Below are 21,322 nucleotides of genomic sequence, written 5' to 3'. Positions count from 1 at the left end.
TGGTCAGGTGGTAGTCAGGAATAGCCTATTATGCCAGAAAAAAAAGACACATGACCATACATGACAATTCATGACTCCTTTATTCAATCATTCAATCATTCAAAATTAAGCATGATCGAAGTCACCAATCTGACGAAGGTTTACGGAACGCAGCGCGCGGTCGATGGGATTTCATTTACCCTCAAAAAGGGCGAAATCGTAGGTTTCCTGGGTCCCAACGGGGCGGGAAAATCGACTACTATGAAAATTCTGACGGGTTACCTCAAACCTACCGAGGGCGCGGCCAAAGTTTCGGATTTCGATGTGATACAGCAGCCTATGCCGGCACGCAGGGCCATTGGGTACCTACCCGAGCATAACCCGCTCTACCTGGATATGTACGTGACGGAGTTCCTGCTTTTTTCGGGGAAACTATACGGAATGCATGGCGCCGCATTGAATGCGCGGGTCGACGAACTGATTGCGATGTGCGGGCTGGAACCGGAGCGCAAGAAAAAAATCGGGCAGCTTTCGAAAGGTTACCGGCAGCGGGTAGGCTTAGCGCAATCGTTTTTGCACAATCCGGATGTGCTGATCCTCGACGAGCCTACGACCGGCCTCGACCCCAATCAAATCCAGGAGATCCGCGAAGTAATACGCACGGCCGGCAAAGACAAAACCGTACTTTTCTCCACACACATTATGCAGGAGGTAGAAGCATTGTGCGACCGCGTGATCATCATTAATAAGGGAAAAGTGGTAAGTGACAGCTCATTGCAGGCGTTGCGTGAAACGGGCGATTCACTGGAAGATATTTTCAAAAAGCTTACGCAGCAAGTTTAATGTTCCGACAGTAATTACCAAGACGATATTCGGCCAGGCAAATATTAGAATTGCATTAAAACGATATTTTGCAGGACTCAAAGCGCCGGAAAATTGTTATTATTGTAACTTTTGATAATCAGTTGTTGAAGTTGTAAAACCTAACATTCCCTCGTTAAGTCAGTGTTTTCAGGTATGAAAAATTGGTGGTTCGGCCGGTTTCGTGTTGTAGTGATTGTAGTGGCGCTGGTAGTGCTCACCTCCATGGCCTCTGTTGCGTGGAAAATGATGACGGTCAAAACAGTGGCTGTCAACCCTGTGCCTGTTGCCGTTTTCGAACCGAAGCAAAAAGCCCCTAAAAAGCACCGCGACCCGGTTATTGTCCTCCCCGAAAACCAATGGGTAGACAGCACCCTCAAATCCCTGAGCATCGAGCAGAAAATCGGCCAGCTCTTCATGGTGGCGACCTTCTCGAACCGTGACGAATCCCATTACAAATACATTGACAAGCTGATCAACGACTACCAGATCGGCGGCCTGATATTCTTCCAGGGCGGCCCGGTCGGACAAGCGCAGCTTACCAACCGCTACCAATCGCACTCGAATATCCCGCTTTTCATTGGTATCGACGGCGAATGGGGCCTCGGCATGCGCCTCGATAGCACGATTTCCTTCCCGAAACAAATGGTGCTCGGCTCGATTCAGGACGATCAGCTGATTTACCGCATGGGCGACGATATCGCACGTCAGTGCAAGCGCCTCGGCATTCAGATCAACTTCGCGCCGGTTTCGGATGTGAACAGCAATGCGGCCAATCCGGTAATCGGTATACGTTCGTTCGGTGAGGACAAAGAGAATGTCGCACGGAAGTCGATCGCCTACATGAAGGGCTTGCAGCACAACCGCATTATCGCCACGGCCAAGCATTTCCCCGGTCACGGTGATACGGATGCAGATTCGCATTTCACATTGCCGGTACTGACGCACTCTTTGGAACAACTCAATAACACCGACCTCTACCCTTACCGGGAGATGATTGCGGACAGCCTTATGGGCGTTCTGAATGCCCATTTGTACATTCCAGCGTTGGATAACACACCCAACCAGGCCAGCTCCCTTTCGGATAAGGTCGTAAATGGCTTACTGCGCAAAGACCTCGGCTTCCGCGGGCTGGTATTTACCGATGCGATGAATATGCGTGGTGTACTCAAAAACGGCAAACCTGCCGATGTAAACCTCAAAGCACTGGTTGCAGGCAACGACGTGTTGCTTTACCCCGAAAGCATTGCGGAGACGGTGGCGCGCATCAAGGACGCTATTAACACAAAACAGATCAGCGAGAAGATCATCGATGATAAGGTCAAACGTATTTTGCAAGCCAAATACTGGGCCGGGTTGAGCAAATACCAGCCTATTGACATTAACAATCTATACTCCGACCTGAATAGCGAAAAGAGCAAGGAACTCTACCGCGAGTTGTGCGAGGCTGCCGTGACCGTCGTGAAAAACGACAATAACCTGCTCCCGATCGGCTCTGTAATCGACAATAATATCGCGTCGGTCAGCATTGGAGAAGGCAGCAGCACGGCGTTCCAGAAAATGCTTTCGACCTACAAACCCATGCGTAACTACTCGTTTTACGACGGGCCGTCGTCGCAGGAGCAGATCACCGAAATGCTGGGTTACCTGGAACCTTACAATACCATTATCGTCGACATTCACGGTATCAGCTCCAAGCCGGGCCGTAACTATGGCGTTACCACGGGCATGGTCGATTTTGTGAACCAGCTCAAACAGCAGAACAAGAAAGTCATTCTATGTCTCTTCGGCACGCCTTACGCCATTCAGTACTTCCCCGCCACCGATGCGCTGATCTGCGCGAGCCAGGACGGGAAGGATCAGCAGGAGATCGTGCCGCAGATTATTTTCGGCGCATTGAGCTCGAAAGGCCGCCTTCCCGTGTCGGTATTGGCTTACAAAACGGGTGCAGGCGTGAGCACTACTTCCATCAACCGCATTGCATTCGGCACACCGGAAAGCGTGGGGATGGATGGTATTTCGCTTAAAAAAATCGACGAAATCGCTACGGCGGCGGTGAATGACCATGTTTTCCCAGGTTGTGAGATATTGGTGGCCAGACAGGGCAAGATCATTTATGAAAAACAATTCGGCGGGCTGAGCTACCGTACCAATGACCGCGTTACGCCCGAAACGATTTATGACCTGGCTTCGCTCACAAAGGTTTCGGCCACATTGCAGGCTGTGATGCTGCTTTATGACCGGAAGCAGATCAGTCTGGACGAAAAGGCATCCAAATACCTCCCGGAGCTGACAGGGACCAACAAACAGAACTTCACCGTCCGGGACCTGCTACTGCACCGGTCAGGCCTGATCTCTTTCTACCCATCACTGTGGGACAGGACCAAAACCAGCGCCGGCGGATTACTGCCTGAATATTACAGCTCGAAACAGGACACCGCATACTATCTGCAAGTGGCTCCCAAACTGTTTGCCAAAGGCGCATTGCGGGATTCTGTCTGGAAATGGGTGGTGGAATCGCCCATGAACAACCGCCGCGACCGGGCTGGTAACTACGGCTATTTGTACAGCGACCTCGGCTTTTTGACGCTCCAAAAAATCGTGGAAAGAGTGACCGCGCAACCGCTGGATATTTTTGTAGCTGCCAACATTTACGAGCCGCTTGGACTGCCTTACCTCGGCTTCAACCCGCTGCGCCGTTTTCCAGAAAAGCAAATAGCGCCTACCGAACAGGACTACCGTTTCCGCGGGCAACTGCTGCAAGGAACCGTGCACGATCAGATGGCCGCCATCATGGGTGGCGTTTCGGGCCATGCCGGACTTTTCGGTACCGCCCGCGACCTGGCTGTTTTACTCCAAATGAACCTCTGGAAGGGCAATTACGCCGGAAAACGCTATTACGAACAGGCAACGGTGCCATTCTTCTCGCGTATGTATGACGAATCGCATCATCGCGGACTGGGCTGGGACAAGGCGCCGGCCGATGGCAACAGTTCCTACGTTTCGCCGCAAGCTTCGGTGAACTCATTTGGCCATACCGGCTTCACGGGCACCATGGTGTGGGTGGATCCGGAGGAAGACCTCGTGTTTATTTTTCTATCAAACCGCGTCAATCCCGACGCCGAAAATACGGCGATCACCACCCAGCGTACACGCCGAAAAATCCAGGACGCCGTGTACAGTTCATTGATTCAACGGAAAAGCCAGCTTCCTTAAATCACCTTCAGCGTATTTGAAAAATATCTCTAACTTTACCAGTCAAAAGGTTAGCGGAAAGATATTTAGACAGATACATGAAAAAAACATTTATTAAAGAGAGTTTCCTTACCATTTTCGCCACGCTATTCTGCCTGGCAGCTTCATTCGGACAAACTACGATTACCACGGGGACCATTACTCCATCACCTGCTTGCGTGGGAGGAGACATTTCTGTTCCCTACACCACTACGGGCACTGTGGCTCCGGCTGTTGTCTTTGTTGCGCAGCTATCCGACGCGGCCGGTGCGTTCAGCGCCACTCCGGTAGAAATCGGCACTTCCGCTACTTCACCGATTGCCGCAACCATTCCCGCCGGTACCGTTGCGGGCGCAGGATACAAGGTTCGCGTGGTGTCCAAACTCGCGGCAGTAATTCAGATTACCGGTTCAGAAAGTGTTGCGTTGCCAATCAATGCAACTCCTCTTGCACCGACCGTCGTTACACCGGTAAATTATACCCAGGGCAATGCTGCGACGGCTTTATCCGCCACTCCTTTGACCGGGTTGCTTTGGTATACCGATCCCACTGGTGGAACTGGCTCTGCGACTGCGCCAACGCCATCCACGGCTGCTGCCGGAACCACGAGCTATTATGTATCCCAAAAACCCGCAGGGTGCGAAAGCGAGCGTGCCAAAATTGACGTTGTGGTTGCTGCGTGTGCGCCGCCTGCAAAACCAACGGTAACCACACCAGTAAATTATGTAGTGAACGCCACACCAAGTGCCTTACAGGCAACTTTCCTAGGAGGAGCCACGCAAAATTGGTATGGACCAAACGCTAGCGGAGGTACAGCTGTAACAACTCCTACCGTACCTTCCACAAATACTGTCGGAACTATTTCATATTACGTAAGTCAAACAGTCAGTGGATGTGAAAGTGAAAGAGCGAAAATTGATGTTGTCGTTTCGGCATGTACACCACCGGCAAAACCAACGGTAACCACACCAGTAAATTATGTAGTGAACGCCACACCAAGTGCCTTACAGGCAACTTTCCTAGGAGGAGCCACGCAAAATTGGTATGGACCAAACGCTAGCGGAGGTACAGCTGTAACAACTCCTACCGTACCTTCCACAAATACTGTCGGAACTATTTCATATTACGTAAGTCAAACAGTCAGTGGATGTGAAAGTGAAAGAGCGAAAATTGATGTTATCGTTTCGGCATGTACTCCACCAGCAGCCCCTGGCGTGAGCAACATATCTTACTGCATTAACGCCACAGCGGTGAAGCTTACTGCTACCGGAACCAATTTGAAATGGTATGCAGAAGCGACTGGCGGAACTGGATCTGCCACCGCTCCGACCCCGTCAACCTCAGAAGCTGGAATCAAAAGCTACTTTGTATCTCAAACGGTAGGTTCATGCGAGAGTGCCCGGGCTGAAATCAAAGTGACAATCAACGAAACTCCGGCTCCCACAGCTACATCGCCGATTGAATACTGTTTAAATGAAACCGCATCGCCGCTAACCGCCACCGGCAGCACTCTGAAATGGTATATGTTGCCTTCTGGCGGCACCGCGTTGTCCGGTACACCTACGCCCGTAACCACCGCAGCAGGCACTACCCGGTATTACGTTTCACAAACTGTAAATGGCTGCGAAAGCCAGCAGAGAAAGGAAGTTGCGGTTGTGGTCAAAAATCCATCGACTGCCCCTACCGTAACGGCCACAGTAAACCTCTGCCAGAACTCTACCGCAACAGCTCTGACTGCGACAGGTACTGCCCTTAAATGGTATACTAATCAAAGCGGAGGCACTCCATTGGCTGGCGCCCCTGTACCTGTTACCACAGCTGTGGGCACTACCAGCTATTACGTTAGCCAAACGGCGGCAGGATTGTGCGAAGGCCCGCGAGCAAAAATCGATGTAGTAATTAAAGATACTCCTGCCGCTCCAACCGTTACACCGCTTGACTACTGCGTTGGCGCGAAACCGGTTGCGCTAACCCCTTCAGGTGCCGTTTACAAATGGTATACGGGGCCAACCGGCGGAACAGGAACAACCACAGCTCCGACACCTACTGCCACGACCGTTGGAACAACTTCCTACTATGTTACGCAATCCAACACGTATGGAAGCCTTACCTGCGAAAGCTCACGCGCGAAGCTGGATGTGACTGTCAATGCAACTCCCGGTGGAGTAACCCCATTGTCGCAGGAATTCTGCCAGGAGCGCACGGATAAAAACTATACTTTCCCTACACAGGCATCAGCAGGTAACACGCTGAATTGGTATACAGCTACCACTGGCGGAACTGCCAGCACAGCAACACCTTCGATTAACCTGAAGGAACCGAAAGAAACTACTTTTTACGTAACCCAACTGAGCAACAAAGGCTGCGAAAGCACCAGTCGTGTGGCGCAGAAAGTCCTCGTTAAACCCCTTCCAGGCTTGCCGGGTATCTCGCAATCGCTGATCGAATATTGCCAGTTTATCGCAGCGAAACCGCTGACAGCTACGCCATCCGCCAATGCGACTTTGGACTGGTACGGAACCAATGCTTCCGGCGGCTCCGCAAGCCCTAACGCACCGACCCCGTCGACCGCTGAGGGTGGAACGACTTCCTATTATGTAGGACAAACGCTGGCAGGTTGCGCGGGCGATCGTGCGAAGATCGATGTCAAGATCAACACGACTCCCAAGCCTACCACCAAAACATATTTGGAATACTGCCAGAACGAAGTAGCTCCGGTGCTGGACGCAACCGGCTCAATCCTGAAATGGTACCGTGGCGCAAATGATACCGACTTCCAGGGAATTCCATTTACGCCGTTTACAGAGAAGGTTCAGGATTATTCTTTCTATGTGACGCAAACGGGCTCTAATGGCTGCGAAAGTCCGAAAGAAGAGATCAAGATCCATATCAAGTCATTGCCTTCGGCGACGATTTCGGGTAACCCAACCATCGATCTCGGACAGACTGCTACCATCAACATCAAATTCACCGGCGACGGGCCTTGGATTTACATCTTGTCTAGCGGATTGACCGACACCACCGACCAGGCCGACCACCAGGTACAAGTTAAGCCAAGCACCACTACGAGCTACCTCCTTACCGAAGTTTCCAATGCCTGCGGTAAAGGTACTATCAACGGTTTGGCGGTCGTAACGGTAAAAGTGCCGACCATCAACTCGGGAAGCCCGTCCGTTTCGGAAATCTGCGCGAGCAAGCCATTTACAGTGCCATTCCAGCAGTCGGGTGATTTCCCTTCGGGCAATACCTTTAAATTGCAGGTAGCGAAGGAAAATGCGGATGCCAAGTTCTATACGATCGCGTCCGTGGCGACAGCGAATTCCATTTCAGCCACATTCCCCGACACCACCAAAGGCGGGACCTATTTCGTAAGGGTAATCAGCTCAGGTGCTAATCCCGATTTCACGGTAAAAGGAAGCGTGAGCTCGATCACGATCAATGTAAGCCCGCTGCCGGTTGCTACTTTGACGGGAACACAAACCATTCTCGTAGGCGAATCCGCCAACCTGAAAGCCGACATCACCGGAAAAGCACCGTGGACGATCACTTTGAACAACGGCACCAAGGATACGCTGATTACGGCAACAGCAACACCTTTCAATTTCAAGCTGGCTCCGAAAACGACCACCACCTACGCGATCACCAAGGTGAGCAATGGTTGCGGCATCGGAACGGGTGTAGGCACAGCGAGAGTACAAGTTGACCCGATTTTGGGTGTAGAGCCACCGGCTCCCGCAGATTGGGCGAAAGTTTATCCGACCGTGATCAACGGCAAATGCACCGTGGAAGTAACCGGTACCATTTCGCCAAAGCAAGCGAAAATCGAAGTGGTTGATCTCAACGGTCGCCCGCGTTCGACCCAGGCTATCAAACAGCAAAAAACAGAGGTAGATTTCGCTAACTATCCTTCGGGACTTTACCTGTTGCGAATCCAGAATGGCAATCTCACCACCGTCCAACGTGTGATGAAGCCCTGATCATTGATTTTATAATATACTACGGGACATTTATTGCAATGCAATGGATGTCCCGTTTTCTTTACCGCCCTATGGATATACAAGCAGACATTGCGGACCACTACTTTATGGAAGAAGCCCTCGCGCTCGCCCATAAGGCATATGAAGAAGGCGAAATCCCCGTGGGAGCCATTGTGGTCGCCAAAGACAGGATCATTGGAAGAGGCTATAACCAGACCGAGCGGCTCAACGACGTAACGGCCCATGCCGAGATGATCGCCATCACCGCCGCCGCCGACCACCTCGGCTCCAAATACCTCACCGATTGCACGCTCTACGTGACCCTGGAACCGTGCGTGATGTGCGCGGGTGCCCTATACTGGACGCAGGTGAAGCGCGTGGTTGTAGGTGCAACGGACGAGAAACGAGGATTTTCGAGGATCGGCCAGCCCCTTCTACACCCGAAAACCAAGCTCATAACCGGCATTATGGCAATAGAATCCCAGCAGTTACTCCTCAAATTTTTCAGGGAGTTAAGAACATAAAGCGGCATTCTGCTGTTAGCCTATCTGTTAAAACAATTTTATTAATCATTAAACTACACTGAAAATGGCATTTACACTGGATCCCTTACCTTACGCAAACAATGCATTGGAGCCCCACTTCGACGCATTGACCATGGAGATACATCACGACCGTCACCACCAGGCTTATGTTACCAACCTGAATGCAGCAGTAGCGGGCACTGAGCTGGAAGGCAAAACCATAGAAGAACTTTTGGCTGGCATCAGCAAAGCTCCGGCTCCTGTACGCAACAATGGCGGCGGTCACTGGAACCACACTTTTTTCTGGAAATCACTCTCGTCAACGGGCGGCGGCGAACCGACCGGTGAACTGGGCAAAGCCATCACTGCGAAATTCGGTTCATTCCAGGCATTCAAAGACGAATTCAAAAAAGCGTCAATCGGCCGTTTCGGCTCAGGCTGGGCGTGGCTGATCGTGAAGGAAGGCGGAGAAATCGCTGTAACTTCAACTCCTAACCAGGACAACCCATTGATGGACATCGCGGAAGTAAAAGGCACTCCGGTGATCGGCCTCGACGTATGGGAGCACGCATATTACCTGAAATATCAAAACAAGCGCCCCGACTACATCGACGCCTACTGGAACGTTGTAGACTGGAAAGCTGCTGACGCACTGTACACTGCGGCTAAATAATCAAGCTCCGGCTTGCGAAGGGGTTTGCAGTCCGCAAAAAATTTTCAGAATTTTCTTGCAAGCTGCAAACCTTTTCCTACTTTTGTAATCCGAAAACGGGGCAGTCCAATGGGATTGTCAAAAAATGGAGGTTGTAGCTCAGTTGGTTAGAGCGCCAGATTGTGGTTCTGGAGGTCGCGGGTTCGAGACCCGTCTCCCTCCCCAGTTTAAAGGTCCTGAAAATTCAGGACCTTTTTTGTGTTCTTGAATGGAGTGGAACTACAATAAAAATGCTTCTCTCATCCTCCCAAAATCCTCGTATTTTGCCATTGATTGAAGAGCTAACAAGAGTCTCAGCTCAACAAACGAAAGGCAGCCAAAAGTAGCTACAACCAAGCGCTACGGCCTCACAATGGTTAACAAGCTACCGCAATGGACAAATCAAACGGATACGAAGCTAACGCCGCCACATTCATTCGCTGTCGCTCTAAAGGTCTCGATGGAGTCGGTGCGCCATCAGTTCGGCAGTGGGCAAAGTCACTGCCTCCCAATGCCACGGTTTTGGATGTAGGCTGTGGCGCGGGCGACCCGATTTCGAAGGCATTGGTCAATGCAGGTTTGACGGTTTATGGGATTGACGCCTCGCCTTCGATGGTTGAAACCTTCAAGCAAAACTTCCCCGATAGCCCCGTCGCGTGTGAGGCCGCCGAAGATTCCTCCTTTTTCAACCGGCAGTTCGATGCCGTCATTGCCTGGGGGCTGCTGTTCCTTTTACCTGTCGAAACGCAGGAAGTTGTAATTCAAAAAATGGCCCATGCGCTGTATCCTGGCGGGAGGTTGCTGTTTACGGCTCCTTCTCAGAAAATGGAATGGGAAGATGCCATTACAGCAGTACCATCGAGATCGCTTGGAGCGGAGAAATACAAAGCGTTGTTAACTGCGGCAGGGCTTTCGCTTGTCGAGGAATTTGAGGACGAAGGGGAAAATCATTACTACCATGCAGTTAAGCATTAAACTTCAATACCGCCTTTCAAGAGCTGGAAAGGCAATTCAAGCCTAGTTCCGCTCCCATTAGAAACAACACCCTATTCTCCAATATGAGCATTACTACCTATGAAAATGGGTGGTAGCCTCCATTTTACGGGGGTAGTCGGGCTGGTAATTTTGTGATGTCGAAAGACAAGGACATTTATCCGAATCACAAAGTCTGTCAGCCATGAAAACATTCTTCAAATTTCTCCTGAGTATATCGCTGTCTATTCTGAGCCAATCCTGCGAAACCGGGACTGAATGTGTGACTCCCGCCGGGGCAGCTTCGGCTCAGTCCGTGCAGATCAGCCACGGAACTTTCGCGAGTGAGCAGAGAGCTCCTTCTACCACACTTTACGGGACAAAAAGCGTTGCGATCGCATTCGTCCTAACGAATATAAATTGATTCGCCAGCTCGCACCAATTCACTATTAATCAATCAGATACAAACATCCCCCATAACATCAATTCCCATTTAGCCATGAAAAAAATACTATTTGCCAACATGCCTTATGAAGGTCACTTCAATCCCCTGACGAGTATTGCCATGCATCTGAAATCACTCGGCCACGACGTGAGGTGGTATTCAGGAAGCATTTTTAAAGACAAGATCGAGGGGCTGGGTATCCCCTACTACCCTTTTAAGAATGCCCTGGATTTCAATCAGCATAATGTGCACATCCTCTTTCCCGAGCGCGACAAAATCCCCGGGACTATCGGCAAGCTCAAATATGATCTGAAAACCGCATTCATACTCAGATCAACCGAGTTCTATGAAGATATTCGGGAGATTAACGAGTCGTGGTCCTTCGATTTGTTAATCAGCGACGTTGCATTCACAGGGATGCCGTTTGTAAAAGAAAAGCTGAACAAAAAAGTAGTGTCGGTAGGCGTGTTCCCGCTTGTGGAAACCTCCCGGGATTTACCGCCGACCGGGCTGGCCATGACGCCTTCGACCAGCTTTCTCGGGCGCAGAAAGCAGGACTTGCTTCGCTTTTTCGCCAACAAGATTATCTTCCGTGAAGCCGCCAATCTCTTCGCCAGCCTTTTCCGCGAGCACGGGCTGGTGCCCGTAAAGGGTAATATTTTCGATGTGTTGGGTAAAAAAACGGACCTTCTCTTGCAAAGCGGTACACCGGGATTCGAATACAGCCGTTCCGACCTGAGTAAGAAAGTCCGGTTTGTAGGACCGCTGTTACCCTACTCAAAAGGCAGCAAGCACGCCATCGATCTCGGGGAACAGCTCGGAAAATATAAAACGGTGATTCTGGTTACGCAGGGTACATTGGAAAGAGACCCTGAGAAGATACTCGTCCCTACATTGGAAGCCTTCAAAGACACGTCCGTGCTGGTGATCGCGACTACTGGCGGAATGGGTACACCGGAGTTGCAGGCGCGGTACCCGCAGGAGAATATCCTTATCCGTGACTTTATCCCTTTCAACGACATCATGCCGCATTGTGATGTGTACGTCACGAACGGAGGCTATGGCGGTGTAATGCTGGGTATACAAAATCAGCTCCCGCTGGTTGCCGCAGGTATTCATGAAGGTAAAAATGAAATCAATGCCAGGATCGGCTATTTCAAATTAGGTGTCGACCTTAAAACGGAATTCCCGACGCCGGCGCAAATCAAAGCGGGCGTGGAAAAGGTGCTGGCGGATGGTACTTACAAAAGCAATGTCAAAAAACTCAGCCGGGAATTCAAAGATTATAACCCTCAGTCGCTTTGTACACAATACATTGATGACCTTCTCGATATCCAAACACCTCAACTGATCTGATGTTACCCGCCGGTCGATTCGTATTCATGCTATACTTGCTGTCCGTCATGACTGCAATGGGTCAAAGCTTAGAACCGCCTGTGATCGAACTGGTCTACGGGCGGTCCAATTATCCCATCGGACGAAACATGCTGGTACTGGAAGACCCCACCCATGCATTACAGCACAGCGACGTGGAGGCCAAGCCGGAGTTATTCCGGCCAATGACCCAGGAAACACTGAATGTGGGCCCGAGCGCTTCCACTTTCTGGCTGAAATTGCGGGTAGTCAGCCAAACACCGGGGGAATGGTTTCTGCACGTAAAAGCGCCATTCCTGCAACAGGTCGACCTGTTTGTAGCAACGCAGCCCAGTTACGACAATATGATTAATTATATCACGAACGTCGGCTCAGCATTGTCTTATCACGACCGGCCCGTCCTCAGCAATCAGACAATCCTGCCACTCCATCTGGAGAGGAAGGACACTACGACGATCTACCTGCGGGTACGCAGCAACTCGATCATACGCGTGCCGCTTGAAATATCGAACCTCCAACACATCTATGAAAACAGCCAGAAGACCGACATCGGCCATGGCTTCTATTACGGGTTAATTGCCGCGCTGATCATATATAACCTGTTCGTATTCATTTCAATACGGGAGCGAACTTATCTGTATTACGTGTTTTACATTTTCTTCGTCGCATTGAATATTGGTTACAGCAAGGGTCTTTTTCTGCAATTTATCGTTCCTGATTTCCCACAGGCCAATCATTCCAACTACACGGGTAGCCTCGCTTTTATATTCGCATTGCTTTTCACCAATTCATTCCTGAACACGAGGCATTATTGCCCCCGGCTGAGGAAATTGGGCTGGCTGATCGTCGTGTCCTGCGTGGGCGTAGTTGGACTTTCACTGGGCGGGCATTTGTTAGAGGGTTTTCAATTGAGCTGGCTCACGGTGGGCTTCTTCCTGATTTACTCCAACGTTGTCGGCTTTACGGTACTGAAACAGGGATTCAAACCGGCCAGATACTACCTGATGGGCTTTACCGCACTACTGGCAGGCATTTTCATTTTCATGATGAAGGATATGGCCATTTTCCCTGAAAACTGGTTTACGGAGGGCGCTTATCAGATTGGGTCCGGCCTGGAAGCCATTATCCTTTCCTTTGCATTGGCCAACAAGCTCAATACATTTAAAAGGGAAAAAGAACTCACCCAGGCAGAGGCGCTGGCGCAGGCAACGCTCTTTTCGCAGCAGCTGATCGGTTCGCAGGAAAGCGAGCGCAAGCGTGTGGCCGCGGAACTGCACGATAGTCTGGGACAAAGCCTTGGGATGGTCAAAAACAAGGTCCTGATGATCAAAAGAGACACTCAAAAGCCTGAATTGCGTGAAAAGCAGCTCAGAGATCTCGAAGAAATGGTCACGGAAGCCATTCAGGAAGTCCGGAATATTTCCTACAACTTGCGTCCGCTGCATCTGGAATTGCTGGGGATCACGCAATCGCTGCATAGCTTGCTGGAAGATGTGATGGAAACTGGTCAGATCGAAGTGGAAACCGATATTCAAAACTTTGATAATATTCTCTCCAAATCCAATGAAATGAATGTTTTCAGGATCGTACAGGAGTGCTTTAATAACATTCTCAAACACGCGCAGGCGACGGCGGCGCGCATTCGGATTAACCAAACTGATGCAATGATAACCATACGTATAGAAGACAACGGTGTCGGCATAGGACCCGCCTCAACCGGCAAAGGAGGCTTCGGCATGATCGGTATCCGGGAACGGCTCAACATCCTCAACGGCCAGATCGAAATCCTGGAAAACAATCCGTCCGGTACCATTATTTACATTCAAATTCCCTTCTGACCATGGAAATCAGACTGCTGATTGCCGACGACCACCCCATTTTTCTGAAAGGGCTCAAAGAGGTAATCGAAATGGATGCCGATCTGAAAGTGATCGTCAGCGCGAAAAACGGCCTGGAAGCGCTGCATTCATTTCAGTCCCAGAATGTGGATGTTGTGGTACTGGATATCGACATGCCGCGCATGAACGGGCTCGAAGCTGCCGAGCAAATGCTCCAAATCCAGCCGACCCTTCCAATCATTTTTCTTACAATGCATAAGGAAAAGGCTCCCTTCCTGAGAGCCTTGGAAATAGGTGCATTGGGTTACGTGCTCAAAGAAAACGCCGTTTCGGACATTGTACATGCCATTTACAAGGCCAAAGACGGAGACCTATACCTGAGCCCCGAAATCTCCGCCTATCTCCTTAAAAAGACATCGGCGCTGCAACGGCAATCGAAAAATGACCTGAAAGCATTGCTTACGCCTTCCGAAACGCACATTATGAAATTGATCTCGGAATACAAATCCAGTAAGGAAATCGCCGACGCGCTTTTTATCAGTGAAAAAACGGTGTCTAATCACCGGATGAACATTGCCAAAAAGCTGAACCTGACCGGAAAGAACAGTCTGCTGCGGTTTGCGTTGGAGCAAAACTGGGGGTAAAGGGCTACTCCCCGCTCATCATCGCTACCATTTGAGCTATCGGATCAGCCGAATGCAGCATTTCCGTCATTTCCAGGCTCATTTGCGTAATTTCCGATGCCCTTTTCAACATCCGGCGCTCATATTCCGCAATCGCAGCGTGGATATCGGTAAATGCGTCCGATGTCAGGCATTCTGCCAGTTCAAATGCGTCTTGCATGGCCATGTTTACGCCTTCACCGGCGTAGGGAGGCATCCTGTGCGCGGCATCGCCAAGCATGGTGAGGTTGGGGAGGGATTCCCAATGCTGGTCGAGGGGGAAATGGTACTGGGGCCGGGGTATGAGCCCTATTTCGTCGCTGGCGAACAACTCCTGCCACACGTCGTTCCAAGATCCGAATGCTTCTTTAAACCAGGCGAATACCGCATCCTTTTTGTTAAAATCTATTCCGCTTTCCTGCACCCAGTTTTCACCCACTTTGCAACCGGTGTAAAACGACAGGCTTCCTTCGCCTTTGGCACTGAGTATCAACGACTGCTCGTCGCCAAAGGCAAAAATCTTCCCGCCTTTTACCAACTCCCAGAGACGCGGCGCATTGATCGACGCATTGTAAATGTTCCCTTCCACGATCGTCACACCGGAATACACGGGCTGTATCGCAGTTATGTAAGGCCGTATTTTGGAATTGGCACCATCCGCGGCAATGACGACATCGGCGTAAGCATGCACCCCGTTTTTGAAATGCATCAGCCAGCCGGTGTCCTGCCTTTCCATTGAAACAAACTGGCTGTCCCACACCACCGTACCTTCCCGCAACGATTCGAGCAAAATCTTTCGCAAAGGAGCCCTGTCGATCTCCGGCCGATCCTCGGCAAATGCGTTTTCGACCGCGTGGTCGTCTACATGGATATCGCCATATTTATCTAAAATCCGCATTCGCCCGGCATCGGGACGGTGGTTAGCATAAAACGCATCCAGCAGGCCTGCTCGCCGGAGCGCCTCTAATCCCGACTCCTCATGCAGGTCGAGCGTGGCGCCTTGTACGCGCGCGTCTTTGCCGAAATCGCGCTCGTACACGTGCACCTCAGCCCCCGACAATTGGAGCAGTCTTGCCAATGTCAGCCCACCTGGGCCTCCGCCCACAATCGCTATTCTTTTATCGTTATGTATCATAATTTCAATTGTTTATGACACAAAACTAGGCTGGCGGCAGGGTTGAAAATTGGATAAATCGGTCGTTTTTGTTTCGCGCAAGTTCTTTGGGGACAACTCCCGCATACTTTTTGATCTCCCGGATGAAATGGGACTGATCGGCGTAGTTTTCATCGGGAAACAGCCTTCCTTCCCGGATGTGCTGAAACGAAGCCCGAAATCGGATGATATTGCAATAGGTCTTCAAGGATACGCCGATGGTATCACGGAAATAGCGGTTGATCTGCCGGCTGGTCCAGGAAGTTTTTTCGGATAATTCGCCTACGGTTATGGAGCCATTGGTGGAATAAATCAGGTCAAAAAGCTTCCTCTTTCGCTCATCGATACTCTTTTTTAGCATACCTTTTATGTTCGCAGTGAGCTTCGCACAGAACAGTTCGATATCCTGAAACCCACCCAGGGTTACCCCAAAGAAATCGGCGGGCAGCACAGTAGCCGTATCGGGCAGGATCGGCAGGAAGTCTTTGAATAAATACGTAGCGGCAAGCGGCCGGAAGCTGATGGTGAAAAGCGTGAAATCCGGCGGAATCTCCGCCCGCGAAGGCCCGCTCTCTAACCCGAGCAGTACAATACCCTGCCTGTCCCCGAACGAAAAACTCGCATCGATCCGGCCATCCGGCAATACTGTTACCGCCAAAGGTGCTGCCGATTTGTTAGTCAGCATCCAAAAGCTTTCCACCAAATGGCTGATCTCCTCAGCCGGCGGCATTGACCAATAATCGATATCGTCCTTTTGATACAGCAGCGGTTCCATCAATAAGGCTGGTTACTTCCCCTCACCACGCACTTTTACATCCTTAAACATAAATGCATTATCACTAACTCTCACTGCCTTGCCGCTGGCTGTGGTTACATTTTTCAGCAAAACACTTTTGGTTTTAACATAAGGGTACCTTTCCTGGTAAGCCGTGTCCGTCATTTCCGGGTTGAAATTCGCGAATATCGCCGGGCCCTGGTAATTTTCAGGATGGGCTGCATCATCGATACGAAGGTTTTCAATGGTAATCTTTTCAGGCATGTAGCAGGTGTAACCAAAGTCGTGCTGCCCCGAATAGGAACCGCTGACCAGGGAAGCATTGGCGGATTTACCGTTCATCGGAACAAATACGCAGTTACGGATCACCACCTCCCCCTGCCAGGTGCTGCCATAGTCGGGCCGGAGATTGACGATACTTCTGCCCCTGATGGTCGAGTTCTCGATCAGCAGCAGCCCGCTCCCGATTGCGTTAATACCCATATGCCCCAGCGTCGAATTTCGGATGGTGGCATTGGCGACGCCCTGATGGGCATCAAACCGGGAGAGCGTACAATGGTCGTAAAGCAGGTTTTTACAGAAATTGGATCCCAGTATGCCCCAGTAGGTATTGTCGTTGATGTCGTTGGTCTGGGTGCAATTGATAAACGACACATTGAGTGCACGGTTGGCTAAAAGATCGTAGGTACCCATTGAAACAGGCTTACCCGCCGTTCCGATGGTATTATAAGTCTTATGACCTGTCAGGATCGCATTCTTCACCGTCACATAGGAGCAGTCGCCGATATTGATAAATCCGTTGTAAGGCGCACCGTGATCTCCTTCACCCATAATACGGTGTTCCAGCCCCTCCACGAGCACATTCGATCGCCGGACCGCGATGTTGCGGTTATAATACGTGTATTTGGATTCGGCCTTATTGGCAATGGTGGTGAATCGCCCGCCGGTTATTTTCAGCGGTTTTTCGTCGATAGGCAGCGCGGTAATGTCGGTGATCTGGTCGAAATCCCAGATAATAGGCGCATTCATATCCACCTTCCCGTTTTTGTCTACCACAAAAATATCCGTTTGCGAAGATCCATTATTTTGGTTCAGCCCAAACCGGATGTATTGCTTTACATTCGAATTGGTGACCGTAACCAGGCACGGGCCAGGCAAAGACGCGTCTATCTTTTCCTGGTTTCTTTTTAATGAAGTAATTTTTTCCAGTTTAAAAGGTTTGAGCCCTGAGCTCACCGTGAAAACCGACGCATTCCGGTTTTCCACTTCACCATCGTCGATGATGAATGCCGCTTTTCCAAAATCTGTGTCAGTTTGGATGACCACCGTGCGTTCTTTTCCGCCAATGTAGTAAGTGGCACCGTCGTTGGCTTTCACCGGGAGGCCGTGCATGTTAGCAAATGCGTGTGTTGCGGCAATCGCGTCCACGTCGTCCATCTTCCCGTCGCCCCGTGCACCAAAATCACCATAGCGCACCACGCCCGCCGCCTTGTATTTCCGGACGTCCCCGGGCACCACATTCAATTGCAATTCGCCCTTATCGTTGGTATACACGCCGGTTTTCGTGTTTTCGGAGGTGACCGTTACATTTTCAACCGGGCCTTTTTGCTGAGCTTGTGTTACCAACGGGAAGGCTAACAAAAAGGAGATCAGGAGTCTGTATTTTGTCATAAGGGTTAGTTTAGTCGCCATTAGTTTCAAAAGACGCCTTCTCCCAAAAATACTTTTCGTACCTGATCTCCCCTTGAATTTCAGTCTAATACTTCAAATCCCTGATTTTTTGAGCAACCCTGTTCGCTATGATCCGATAACCGGAGTCATTCAGGTGGATCTCATCCGACTTATTGGCCGGGCGCATTCGGGAAGGGAAAATGCCTTTTTGAATGTCCTCCAAATCGGTGGCGGTCGCTGCAAACCCGATATCGTTCATCTCCGACTCGGTGGGCGGAGTCATCGGAACGTACGTATCGCGGTACAACAGCGCGAGCTCATCGTTGAATGCGGTCAGACTCGCGTAGCCTGGGGTTCCTTTGCTTTCGGTGATTGCGGGCAATATGCCCAGTACAAGATACCGCCTAGGTTCCGCAATATAATCTATCGAACTCTTGATTGCGGCGAGGATCCCCTCGTGCGGTTTCCCCTGGCCGATGTCGTTCCGCCCGTACCAAAGGACCTGCGTCGCCGTCCGCATCTTCACCGCGTCATCCAGCTCAAAAACCGAATCATCGGGAACCGCGACATCGACCGGCGTTTCGGCCGACGCCTCCGTATCGCTTTGCGCCAACGGCTCTACGGTATAACGATCTCCTAAGTCCGGCACGAATTGTCGCTTAATGGTGCATTGCACGCCCGCGAGCGCACCCGTACGGGTGTAAACGTTGCCATTCAGCGGCGTCGAGAGGAACTCGTTGTTAATTTTTGTAACTGCTACCGGCTTCGCGCCATTGAATTTGCCGCCGGCCACGGACAAGGTCAGAGGCACCCCACCCTGCCGTATCGCAATCGACAATGCGACCTGGCCGTTGATGCCGTCACTGTACACCGGCCGTTCCGAAAAAACGTCGCCTACCCACGCGCCCATGGGCCTGCTGCCGCCGGTGCCGATGGTGAGGCTATCGCCAAAGAATGCGAGTGTTTTGTCGCGTTTGTCCTTTTTGGAAGGGATGATTTTGTCGAGCAGATTATCGCAGGATGTCAGGAGCATTGTGGACAAGGCCGCCGCCCCAGATTGACGAAAAAAGCGTCTGCGGCTCATTCCCCTGTCCGCCTTCTGGCAGGGGTTAGTGTGTCGGAATGAATTCATTTTCATGGATGGAACGTTGCTGTAAAGGTGCTTTCGGGTACACGCAGCTATGCGTGCAAAGCATTATCGCAATAATCGTTCCAGAAATGGCACATGGACGTCCTGTTTAGCGTCGGGAAATTTCTACAAGATTTCGGTCAAAACAATTTGGATTATATCCAATAATATGGATTAATTCCACTATCTTTGATCATCCAATATTGCCATACATAAATTGGGTTTTAGGGTTGTATAATGATCACATTCCGGAAGCGATGCTTCCGGAATGTCTGTTTTGGGATCATCTCCATACCAAAACCTTTTGCTGGATAACCCGGTCGGCGCCGGCCATGCGCACCACATAGATACCCGAAGCCGTATTGCCGAGCGGGATGTTTACAGACCCGCTCCTGCCCCCGATTTTCTCGGTGAGCACCACCTGCCCACCCGCATTCACAATTTCAACAGTTTGAAAAGGCTCTTCCACAAACAAATTCATTTCGCTGGTGCTGATCAGCGAAGGCCGCACAAACAGGTCGCCCGGGCTCTCGGCACCACGGTTGACCGTGATTATTTTAGAATACCTGAAACTCTCATCCATATCCGTCATTTTCAGGCGATAGTAAAGATCCCCGCCTTCCCGAGTACTATGTGTAAATGAATACAGGTTACCCGCCGGCGCATTGGCGCCCTGAATCGAGCCGATACGGTCGAACTGACGGGCATCGAGGCTGTACTGGATATCGAACGATTTGAAGTCTTTTTCCATGGAAGTCTGCCATGTAAGCCGGACACCCTCCGCGCTGGGAGCCCCGGAGAAATCGACCAGCGTTACAGGCAATGGGTTCTCAGCCTCAATGCGGTAAACAGCTGTGGCTGTAACGGCATAGATCTCGCCCGACTGGTCTTCTCCAATATCCCTCACGCCTGTGAATGTCGAGGTTTCATACTCCTTCACCGACCCATCCGAATTGATTTTATGAATATCCCCCGACCCGTAATCCATCCCGATGTAATAACCCTTCATCACCGGCCAGGCATTGCCGCGGTACACCACCCCGCCGATCACGGAATTGCCTCTTGCTGTGCGCGTAGGATAAATGTAAACCGGCTTGGTAAAACTGGCCGAATCGGGGCATTCGTTGATGGCGATCCCCGGCGTATAGCCGTTTCCTTCAAAGCACCGCCAACCGAAATTGGCCCCGGAAGCATTCCCGGCCGTTACGTGGTTGATCTCTTCCCAGGTATCCTGGCCTACGTCACCAATCCACAAATCAAAGGTTTCACGGTCGAAACTCCACCGGAACGGGTTTCGCAATCCACGGATAAAGATTTCATTCCCGAACGGATTGGAAGGCGGGATCACATAAGGAAGCCCGGAACCCAGCGGAGGGTCCACGTTCAGCCTCAGTATTTTCCCCAGAAGGCTGGTCGTGCTCTGCCCGTTTATGTTGGGATCATAGCTAGCCCCGCCGTCACCGGTAGAGAGATACAAATAGCCATCTTCCGGCCCAAAATGCAGTTCCCCTCCATTATGGTTGGTATTGACAGGATGCGGGATTTTCAGGAGCTCCACCCGCGTGTTCGCAGGAACCAGGTTTCCCGACGGATTTGCAGAGGTGTAACGCGCCAACACCAGGTCGCCGTTTGTATCGGTATAATAGGTGTAAACAAATCCATTGGTAGAAAAATTGGGATGGAAGGCAATACTCAGCAAACCTCCCTCTCCCGACTGAGAAACCACCTGTCCGCCGCTGTTCATGTTCAGGTATTGAATAGGGGTCGTTAAAGCCCCCGGATTAAGTACTGTGATAACACCGGAGCGCTCGGCGATGAAAATCCGGTTGGAATTGTCTCCCGCATGTACGAGCTGCATACCCGAAGTCAACCCGCTGATAACGGGTGTCGCGTTAATCTTGATATCCGGAATTTGCGCGGAAATGCGCATGGCGGCGAGAACGAAGCATAATACCAGGACATGGCTCCGCAGTATTTGATAGTTGTTGATATGTTTCATATGAAATATGGTTATTAAAACAACACTACTTCTACTAT

At 50.8% G+C, this 21,322-nt stretch carries 15 protein-coding genes and 1 tRNA gene; 11 read left to right on the top strand and 5 right to left on the bottom strand.

The window, feature by feature from the left end; translation table 11 throughout:
• Positions 1 to 111: 111 nt before the first annotated feature.
• The 11 genes from CLV60_RS04305 (at position 112) to CLV60_RS04260 (ending at position 14,539) form a co-directional block, all read left to right on the top strand.
• Positions 112 to 822, top strand: a complete 711-nt coding sequence (locus CLV60_RS04305; RefSeq protein WP_106594163.1) for an ATP-binding cassette domain-containing protein — start codon at positions 112 to 114, stop codon at positions 820 to 822.
• A 174-nt stretch (positions 823 to 996) separates the two neighbouring features.
• Positions 997 to 4,056, top strand: a complete 3,060-nt coding sequence (locus CLV60_RS04300; RefSeq protein ID WP_106594162.1) for a serine hydrolase domain-containing protein — start codon at positions 997 to 999, stop codon at positions 4,054 to 4,056.
• Between the two features lie 77 nt (positions 4,057 to 4,133).
• On the top strand, positions 4,134 to 8,051 hold the full coding sequence (locus CLV60_RS04295) for an Ig-like domain-containing protein (RefSeq protein WP_106594161.1): 3,918 nt from the start codon (positions 4,134 to 4,136) through the stop codon (positions 8,049 to 8,051).
• A gap of 71 nt (positions 8,052 to 8,122) precedes the next feature.
• Positions 8,123 to 8,575: a nucleoside deaminase gene (locus CLV60_RS04290; RefSeq protein WP_211302187.1), complete on the top strand. Its 453-nt coding sequence runs from the start codon at positions 8,123 to 8,125 to the stop codon at positions 8,573 to 8,575.
• Between the two features lie 64 nt (positions 8,576 to 8,639).
• On the top strand, positions 8,640 to 9,248 hold the full coding sequence (locus tag CLV60_RS04285; protein ID WP_106594160.1) for a superoxide dismutase: 609 nt from the start codon (positions 8,640 to 8,642) through the stop codon (positions 9,246 to 9,248).
• 127 nt (positions 9,249 to 9,375) lie between these two features.
• Positions 9,376 to 9,452: transfer RNA gene (locus CLV60_RS04280), tRNA-His, on the top strand.
• Between the two features lie 207 nt (positions 9,453 to 9,659).
• On the top strand, positions 9,660 to 10,241 hold the full coding sequence (locus CLV60_RS04275; RefSeq protein WP_106594159.1) for a class I SAM-dependent methyltransferase: 582 nt from the start codon (positions 9,660 to 9,662) through the stop codon (positions 10,239 to 10,241).
• Between the two features lie 202 nt (positions 10,242 to 10,443).
• Positions 10,444 to 10,662 carry a hypothetical protein gene (locus CLV60_RS34115; RefSeq protein ID WP_146151519.1) on the top strand — a complete coding sequence of 73 codons (219 nt, stop codon included), beginning with the start codon at positions 10,444 to 10,446 and terminating at the stop codon, positions 10,660 to 10,662.
• 75 nt (positions 10,663 to 10,737) lie between these two features.
• Positions 10,738 to 12,039, top strand: a complete 1,302-nt coding sequence (locus CLV60_RS04270) for a glycosyltransferase (RefSeq protein WP_106594158.1) — start codon at positions 10,738 to 10,740, stop codon at positions 12,037 to 12,039.
• Positions 12,040 to 12,119: 80 nt separating this feature from the next.
• Complete coding sequence (locus CLV60_RS04265) at positions 12,120 to 13,895, top strand: sensor histidine kinase (RefSeq protein WP_170118709.1); 1,776 nt, start codon at positions 12,120 to 12,122, stop codon at positions 13,893 to 13,895.
• 2 nt (positions 13,896 to 13,897) lie between these two features.
• Positions 13,898 to 14,539: a response regulator transcription factor gene (locus CLV60_RS04260; RefSeq protein WP_106594156.1), complete on the top strand. Its 642-nt coding sequence runs from the start codon at positions 13,898 to 13,900 to the stop codon at positions 14,537 to 14,539.
• Positions 14,540 to 14,543: 4 nt separating this feature from the next.
• On the opposite strand, the gene CLV60_RS04255 is transcribed toward CLV60_RS04260, so the two are convergent.
• The 5 genes from CLV60_RS04255 to CLV60_RS04235 form a co-directional block, all read right to left on the bottom strand.
• Positions 14,544 to 15,692: an FAD-dependent oxidoreductase gene (locus CLV60_RS04255; RefSeq protein ID WP_106594155.1), complete on the bottom strand. Its 1,149-nt coding sequence runs from the start codon at positions 15,690 to 15,692 to the stop codon at positions 14,544 to 14,546.
• Between the two features lie 25 nt (positions 15,693 to 15,717).
• The gene (locus CLV60_RS04250; protein ID WP_211302186.1) at positions 15,718 to 16,485 is read right to left on the bottom strand and encodes a helix-turn-helix domain-containing protein; all 768 of its coding nucleotides are present in this window, start codon (positions 16,483 to 16,485) and stop codon (positions 15,718 to 15,720) included.
• A gap of 12 nt (positions 16,486 to 16,497) precedes the next feature.
• Entirely contained in the window at positions 16,498 to 18,156 is a 1,659-nt protein-coding gene (locus CLV60_RS04245; RefSeq protein WP_106594154.1) for a hypothetical protein, read from the bottom strand.
• A gap of 85 nt (positions 18,157 to 18,241) precedes the next feature.
• A complete protein-coding gene (locus CLV60_RS04240; RefSeq protein WP_229210815.1) occupies positions 18,242 to 19,288 on the bottom strand; it encodes an SGNH/GDSL hydrolase family protein in 1,047 nt (348 codons plus the stop codon).
• A gap of 280 nt (positions 19,289 to 19,568) precedes the next feature.
• Positions 19,569 to 21,284 (bottom strand): PQQ-dependent sugar dehydrogenase, encoded by a 1,716-nt coding sequence (locus CLV60_RS04235; protein ID WP_106594152.1) that lies wholly within the window; start codon positions 21,282 to 21,284, stop codon positions 19,569 to 19,571.
• Positions 21,285 to 21,322: the final 38 nt, after the last annotated feature.

This window comes from Dyadobacter jiangsuensis, from assembly GCF_003014695.1.
Classification (GTDB): domain Bacteria; phylum Bacteroidota; class Bacteroidia; order Cytophagales; family Spirosomataceae; genus Dyadobacter; species Dyadobacter jiangsuensis.
The sequence above is the reverse complement of the archived record's forward strand: the minus strand, read 5'-3'. Positions and strand labels throughout refer to the sequence as shown.

Excerpts from the sequence above, each read along its gene's own strand:
- CLV60_RS34115 (WP_146151519.1), top strand. The coding sequence starts at position 10,444 with ATGAAAACATTCTTCAAATTTCTCCTGAGTATATCGCTGTCTATTCTG.
- CLV60_RS04250 (WP_211302186.1), bottom strand. The coding sequence starts at position 16,485 with ATGGAACCGCTGCTGTATCAAAAGGACGATATCGATTATTGGTCAATG.
- CLV60_RS04275 (WP_106594159.1), top strand. The coding sequence starts at position 9,660 with ATGGACAAATCAAACGGATACGAAGCTAACGCCGCCACATTCATTCGC.
- CLV60_RS04295 (WP_106594161.1), top strand. The coding sequence starts at position 4,134 with ATGAAAAAAACATTTATTAAAGAGAGTTTCCTTACCATTTTCGCCACG.
- CLV60_RS04285 (WP_106594160.1), top strand. The coding sequence starts at position 8,640 with ATGGCATTTACACTGGATCCCTTACCTTACGCAAACAATGCATTGGAG.
- CLV60_RS04270 (WP_106594158.1), top strand. The coding sequence starts at position 10,738 with ATGAAAAAAATACTATTTGCCAACATGCCTTATGAAGGTCACTTCAAT.
- CLV60_RS04235 (WP_106594152.1), bottom strand. The coding sequence starts at position 21,284 with ATGAAACATATCAACAACTATCAAATACTGCGGAGCCATGTCCTGGTA.
- CLV60_RS04260 (WP_106594156.1), top strand. The coding sequence starts at position 13,898 with ATGGAAATCAGACTGCTGATTGCCGACGACCACCCCATTTTTCTGAAA.
- CLV60_RS04290 (WP_211302187.1), top strand. The coding sequence starts at position 8,123 with ATGGATATACAAGCAGACATTGCGGACCACTACTTTATGGAAGAAGCC.
- CLV60_RS04255 (WP_106594155.1), bottom strand. The coding sequence starts at position 15,692 with ATGATACATAACGATAAAAGAATAGCGATTGTGGGCGGAGGCCCAGGT.
- CLV60_RS04305 (WP_106594163.1), top strand. The coding sequence starts at position 112 with ATGATCGAAGTCACCAATCTGACGAAGGTTTACGGAACGCAGCGCGCG.
- CLV60_RS04300 (WP_106594162.1), top strand. The coding sequence starts at position 997 with ATGAAAAATTGGTGGTTCGGCCGGTTTCGTGTTGTAGTGATTGTAGTG.
- CLV60_RS04245 (WP_106594154.1), bottom strand. The coding sequence starts at position 18,156 with ATGACAAAATACAGACTCCTGATCTCCTTTTTGTTAGCCTTCCCGTTG.
- CLV60_RS04240 (WP_229210815.1), bottom strand. The coding sequence starts at position 19,288 with ATGAATTCATTCCGACACACTAACCCCTGCCAGAAGGCGGACAGGGGA.